The sequence below is a fragment of the Streptomyces laculatispora genome, assembly GCF_017353455.1.
Lineage (GTDB): Bacteria > Actinomycetota > Actinomycetes > Streptomycetales > Streptomycetaceae > Streptomyces > Streptomyces laculatispora.
In genome coordinates this window covers 1-5,838 of the sequence record NZ_JAFMPZ010000516.1, presented here as the reverse complement: position 1 = coordinate 5,838, position 5,838 = coordinate 1, and the positions used below count along the sequence as shown (strand labels likewise).

Below are 5,838 nucleotides of genomic sequence, written 5' to 3'. Positions count from 1 at the left end.
GAACCCGACCACCGCGCCGGGTCCTCACCATGTCCACCGGCCGACACGGCTTCAAACAACCTCGCTCAGCCACCCAGCAACCCCAGCTGAAACGGCAAGGTTAGAGGCTACGGCGCCGAGGTTTCCTTCTTGCTTGGCCATTCGAACAGAACGACGTGCCAACTATTCTTTTCGTGTACCAGGTCAACCGTCTCCCGCAGCGGGCGCTCCTCGCTGGCAGAAGCCGTCAGGGCGACCTTGCCCATGTAGTTGCCCATCTGGTCGTACTGGATGGGCACATCCGTGATCGTGAGCCCCTTGCCGCCCTTGGCTCGAACGATCTCGTCCGCCTGCTTCCGTGACCAGGGCTCGTCGGGGGCGGCCCCGACCTCAAGGAGGGCTTTCACGTCACGGTCGTTGAGGGCCTTGACGTAGCGCTTGACTGCATCCGGGGCCCCAGAGGGCGGCTTGCTACTACCAGAGGCGCCGCCGTCATCAGAGGTGCCCCCGGTGCCACAACCCGCGGTAAGGAGCAACGCAATGGTTGCTACGCGCGTGCGTCGCCTAGTCATAGCCCCTCCAAGGTGCACTGGCCGTCAGCTTCTCAGGTCCGGTGGGCATAGAACCAGGCCCGAGGGTATTTGTGAAGAATCTTCTTGAGGCTTCTGTTGTGCACGCTGGGAGTGTGGTAGGTGAGGTACGTATTGTTGCCAGCCCACTTGGTGACAACCATCGTGTGGTCGTATCGTGCCGGCCATCGCCCGCCGCGGCACACTCCACGGCACCGGGCTGGGCACCTACCGGTGGTTCGTGGAACGCACCTTCGCCTGGCTCCACGGCTTCAAACGCCTCCGCATCCGTATCCGCTGGGAACGACGAGCAGACATCCACGAAGCCCTCCTCAAGCCGGCCTGCTGCCTGATCACCCGCCGACAGATCAACTCATTGTGTTAGCCGTTGTTTAGACTCCCTGTTCCATGAAGGTTCTGATCTCAGTCGACATGGAGGGCATCTCGGGGATCGTGCATCCCGCCGAGACGCGTCCGGACGGTTACGACTACCCGCGCAGCAGGGCGTTGATGACGGCCGAGACGAACGCCGTGATCGCCGGCGTCCTCGATGCCGAGCCCACCGCGACGGTTCTGGTCGCCGACGCACACGGCCCGTTCCGCAATCTGCTGCCGGAGGAGCTGGACCGGCGGGCCCACCTGGTACGCGGCAAGCCGCGCCCGCTGGGCATGCTCGGCGGGCTCGACGAGGACACCGACGCCGTGCTGCTGATCGGCTACCACGCACGGTCCGGCTCCGGCCCCGCCGTGCTGGCGCACACCATGAACGGCGAGCTCCTCGACGTGCGCGTGGCCGGGCGGTCCATGGGCGAGACCGGCCTCAACGCCGCCATGGCCGGGCACCTCGGCGTGCCGGTGGTCCTGCTCAGTGGCGACGACGCCGCCTGCGCCGAACTCCTCGACCTGGTCCCCTCGGCGGCCACCGTCGCGGTCAAGCAGGCACTCGGCCAGGGCGCCGCGATCGCCCTGCACCCCGAGGAGGCCCGGGAGCGCCTGCGCCGGGCGGCCGCCGAGGCCGTGACGCGGCGCGCCCAGGTCTCACCGCTGACGCTCGACGGGCCGATCGCGGTGGAGGTCGACCTCTACAGCGGCTCCTCGGTCGACCTGGCCCTGCTCGTACCAGGCGTCTCACGCGCCGGGGGCGGCCGCACGATCGCCTTCACCGCCACCGACTTCGCCGAGGCCTACCGGCTGGCCCTGCTGATGGCCCAGCTCTCCACCATCAAGCCCGGCTGACGCCTCCCGTGGCGCGCGGCTCCCAGGTGGCCCGCCCCACACCCGAGGTCCACGACCCGTAGTCCGCTCACGTCACCGGCCAGCTTCAGCATGGCCGGGCGATCGGTGTACGCGTTGTAGGCACTGTGCGTTGCCTGGGCGGCGAACCGCTCGCACATCTCGTCGTGGTACGCGGTATCGGCTCTCAACCGGTCATTCCGGCAACAGCGCCTGTTCTCAAGAGTCCTGACGACTGCGGGCGTTCATGCCGCAGGCTGCCGAGCCCGCGGCACGGAGGCTCACACCTTTTTCGCCATGCCGTCCCGGCCGCCCGTGCGGGTCCTCCGGCCCCGTCAGCCCTCGTAGCCGTTGGCGGCGAGGATCTTGTCGATACGGGCGAGGTGCGCCGCCTCCCACTCGTCGAGGGTCTCGGCCGCCTCCTTGGCCACCTTCGCACGGGCGTCGAGCAGCACGTCCTCCTGCCGGGCCCCCGGCGTGACGACGATGCCCTCCTCGTCGGCGACCACGATGTCCCCGGCCGCCACGGTCACCCCGCCGCACCGCACGGGTTCGTTGAGCGGCGTCACGGCCTTCTTGGCCCCCGGGAAGGGGATGACGCCCCGGGCGAAGACGGGAAAGCCCAGCTCCCGCAGCTCGGCGAGATCCCTGAGCACTCCGTTCGTCACGAACGCCGCGATCCCCCGGCGCTGCGCCACGGCGCACATGTTCCCGCCGGCCAACGCGTACTCCACATCGCCCGCTTCGACGACGATGACCGAACCGGGTTCGGCGCGATGAATGGCCGCGTGCAGCATGAGGTTGTCCCCCGGAGGGCACCGCACGGTGAACGCCGGCCCGGCGACCCGCTGCGACGGCCACAGGGGGCGAATCCCGGTGTCCATGACCTGCCCGCGCCCCAGGATGTCGGCGAGAGTGGTCGGTGAGATGTCCCTGAAGCCGCTGACGTCGTACATGCGCATCCTCCGCTCGGTGCCGCCCCCCGGAACCGAGACGGGCCCCGATATTCCACGGTCCACGGGCTTCCCGGTCAACTGGATAGACCCGTCACTGAGCACACAGTTGCCCACCTTCCACTTCGTCCTGGACGAGAGCGTGCTGATCCGTCCCATCGGCGGCCGGAACGTGCACAGAGAGCAATTGCAGAAGCTGCTGCACATCGGTGGGCTCCGCACGGTGCAGCTCCAGTTGATGCCGCTGGACCGCACGGAACAGCCCAGCCTCGACGGCCCGTTCACCCTGGTCACACCCAAGGGACGGCAGCAGGTTGCATACCTGGAGATCCACACGTATCCCCGGCTGATCACCGGTCTGGAGGAGGTCCGTGTGCTGGCTGCACGCTATGGAACGATCCAGTCGGCAGCCCTCACGCCGAGGGAGTCTCTGGCCGCGATCGAGAAGATGTTGGGAGAGCGATGAACGCCGAGCAACTGCGCTGGTTCAAGAGCAGCTACAGCAGTGGCGGTGGCGGCGAGTGCATCGAGGTGGCCGCCTGCCCCACCATCGTCCACGTCCGCGATTCCAAGAACGTCCAGGGCTCCCCTCGACGTCGCTCCGGCCGCCTGGTCCGCCTTCGTCACGCACGCCCGCCGGGGCTGACCCGCACCGGATCGCAGGAATCCGCGTCCCGGTGAAACGACGAGCCGCGACCCGGTCCCCCGCGTCGCGGTAACCCACGACGTAAAAGGCTTTAAAGCACTTGGGTAAAGAAATTTCACCACCCCGACCCCACCCGGCGGGCCCGTCACCCGCACGGGTGAGGTTTCCCAACTGAGTTGGATTTGGCACCGGTTGCCTGGCATATGCTCGCCGCACCAAACTTCAGACATGAGACGGCCCCCGGCGGGACAGCAATCCCGAACGAGGGCCTGACCAACGAGGAAGAAGAAGCTTCCCGATGGATACCCAGCAGATTATCGCGCCCTCTCCTGCCCCGTCCGCCGGTGTGGTGCATGTCAACATCCGTCACACCAGCGGCTTCACCGTGGTGGGCAATCACCTCAGCCAGCACGAGGAGCTCTCCCTCGCCGCCAGGGGCCTCGCCGTGCACATCCAGTCGCTGCCGCCCGGTGCCAGGGTCGGCATCAAGACCCTCGTCGAGCGGCTGCCGGACAGTGAGCACCGCATCGCCTCCGCCCTGCGTGAGCTGGAGGAGTTCGGCTACCTGAAGCGGACCAGGCAGCGCGGACCGGACGGCCGGGTCCACACGCGCACGGTGTCCTACAACCATCCGGAAGCCGCCGCCCTCGGCAAGGAACAGCAGCCCAGGCGCCCGGCCGGTCACCCGGCTCCGACCCCAGCACCCGCAGCACCGGCGCCACCTCAGCCGCAGCCGCCCGCAGAGGCCATCGCGCCCCGGCTCGTGCCCGTACCCACGGCGCAGAAGCCGCCGCCCCCGCCGCTCCCGACGCCCCTGGACCCCAGGCCCCAGCTCCTGCACACCGCTGCGGCACTGCTCGCCGGGCTGCGGCACCAGGCGCCCCAACTCGTGCTCACCGAGGCCGACATCGCGTACCTGGCGCCTGCCGTCGCGGCCTGGTTCGAGCGGGACGCCTCGCCCGCCGCCGTACGTCACGCCCTCACGGCGGACCTGCCTCACCCACTGAGGTTCCCGGCGAAGCTGCTGCGGCACCGGCTCACGGCGCTCCTCCCGCCGGGGCGCTCGCTCCCTGCCGCCTTTCGAGCCGTGCCGCTCCAGAACTGCGACGACTGCGACCGCGCGTTCAGAGCCCCCGAACCGGGCTGCTGCGATGGATGCGCCGCATCGCAGAGCCAGGCGGCGTCGGCCTGACGCGGCAGCTCGGGGAAATGGCGATGCGGTCGGGGCTCGGGTCCGTCAGACTCACCGGCATGACTGCGAAGATTGCCCGCATCAACCCCGCCCTTCTGCACGAGACGCCCGGCTATCACCACATCACCGTCGTCGAGGCCGGCCGGACGGCCTACCTCGCAGGCCAGTGCCCGCTCGACGGCAGTGGGGCGCTCGTCGGCGAAGGGGCTCTTGAGGACCAGATCGATCAGGTGGTGGCCAACGCGATGACCGCCCTCGCGGCGGTGGGCGCCCGGCCGCTCGACGTCGTCCGTTCGGTGATCTACGTGCGCAGCGACGAGAGGGCCGTCCTGGGGACCGCCTGGCAGCGACTCACCGACTCGGCCCTCGGACCGGCGTTCACCACTGCCAGCACCCTGCTCGGCGTGTCCCAACTCGGCTTCACAGGGCAGCTCGTGGAAGTGGATCTCACCGCGATGCTGCCCTGAGAAGCCGATACGGGCGCGGAAGTTCGCCCGTCAGGGCGTGATCAGATGCGCACCGCGCCCACGATGGACCCGATGGTGCTCATCGACTCGTAGCGGACGAAGGCGCCCGGGTACGGGGCGTGGAGCACGTTGCCGCCGCCCGCGTAGAGCCCCACGTGCGTGTTGCCGTTGAAGAAGACCAGGTCGCCCGGCTTCAGCTGGCTCTGCCCGATGCGGGTGCCCTCGTTGATCTGGGTGTACGTGGTGCGGGTGATCTGGACACCGGCCTGGGCGTAGGCCCACTGGGTCAGACCCGAGCAGTCGAAGGCGCCGGGGCCGGTGGCGCGCGCCTGATACGGCATACCGATCCGCGACGCAGCGGCCTGGAGGGCGGCCGCACCGCGGGCGGACGCGGGGGCCTCCTTGCCGAGTTCGACCCGGTCACCGGTGCCCCGGCTGGCGCGCACCTTGTCGCTGGCGGCGTTGCTGGCGCGTGCCTCGTCGTCGCGCATCTGCTGGCGCTCGGCGGCGGTCAGGGTGTTGAGCACCTTCTGGGCCTCGGCGAGCTTGCCCTGCTGCTGCTTCTTCTTCGCACCGAGCGTCTTGCGGACGTCGGCCAGGTCGTTCAGCTTGTCCTGGGCCTCCTTGCGCTCCTGCGCGAGGGTCCGCTGCTTGCTCTGGATCTTCGTCAGCGACTCGGTCTGCTTGGCCGTCAGCTGGTCCAGCGCGGAGGCCTGGTCGAGGAAGCTGTCCGGGTCCGAGGCGAGGAAGAGCTGCACCGAGGGGTCGATGCCGCCGGAGCGGTACTGCGCGGCGGCGA

Annotated in this window: 7 protein-coding genes and 2 pseudogenes; 6 read left to right on the top strand and 3 right to left on the bottom strand. The window is 69.1% G+C overall.

Annotation, left to right across the window (positions count from 1 at the left end):
• Positions 1-107 precede the first annotated feature (107 nt).
• Entirely contained in the window at positions 108-386 is a 279-nt protein-coding gene (locus tag J1C73_RS27080; protein WP_207318689.1) for a hypothetical protein, read from the bottom strand.
• 337 nt (positions 387-723) lie between these two features.
• Here J1C73_RS27080 and J1C73_RS27075 point away from each other — a divergent pair.
• Both J1C73_RS27075 and J1C73_RS27070 read left to right on the top strand, forming a co-directional pair.
• Positions 724-933: pseudogene (locus J1C73_RS27075) on the top strand (IS5/IS1182 family transposase); the annotation flags it as partial.
• 23 nt (positions 934-956) lie between these two features.
• On the top strand, positions 957-1,784 hold the full coding sequence (locus J1C73_RS27070) for a M55 family metallopeptidase (RefSeq protein WP_207318688.1): 828 nt from the start codon (positions 957-959) through the stop codon (positions 1,782-1,784).
• Positions 1,785-2,116: 332 nt separating this feature from the next.
• Here the strand turns inward: J1C73_RS27070 and J1C73_RS27065 are convergent, their stop codons facing one another.
• Positions 2,117-2,737, bottom strand: coding sequence for an RraA family protein (locus J1C73_RS27065; RefSeq protein ID WP_207318687.1), 621 nt, complete (start codon positions 2,735-2,737; stop codon positions 2,117-2,119).
• A gap of 109 nt (positions 2,738-2,846) precedes the next feature.
• On the opposite strand from J1C73_RS27065, the pseudogene J1C73_RS27060 reads away from it, so the two are divergent.
• The 4 genes and pseudogenes from J1C73_RS27060 to J1C73_RS27045 form a co-directional block, all read left to right on the top strand.
• Positions 2,847-3,200 (top strand): annotated as a pseudogene (locus tag J1C73_RS27060) (DUF5753 domain-containing protein); the annotation flags it as partial.
• On the top strand, positions 3,197-3,415 hold the full coding sequence (locus tag J1C73_RS27055; RefSeq protein ID WP_307797807.1) for a DUF397 domain-containing protein: 219 nt from the start codon (positions 3,197-3,199) through the stop codon (positions 3,413-3,415). The pseudogene J1C73_RS27060 and the gene J1C73_RS27055, both read left to right, overlap by 4 nt.
• A 263-nt stretch (positions 3,416-3,678) precedes the next feature.
• Positions 3,679-4,572, top strand: coding sequence for a helix-turn-helix domain-containing protein (locus J1C73_RS27050; protein WP_207318685.1), 894 nt, complete (start codon positions 3,679-3,681; stop codon positions 4,570-4,572).
• A gap of 59 nt (positions 4,573-4,631) precedes the next feature.
• Complete coding sequence (locus tag J1C73_RS27045; RefSeq protein WP_207318684.1) at positions 4,632-5,039, top strand: RidA family protein; 408 nt, start codon at positions 4,632-4,634, stop codon at positions 5,037-5,039.
• Between the two features lie 41 nt (positions 5,040-5,080).
• Here J1C73_RS27045 and J1C73_RS27040 read toward each other — a convergent pair.
• A partial coding sequence (locus tag J1C73_RS27040; protein ID WP_207318683.1) for a C40 family peptidase occupies positions 5,081-5,838 on the bottom strand: 758 nt, incomplete at its 5' end.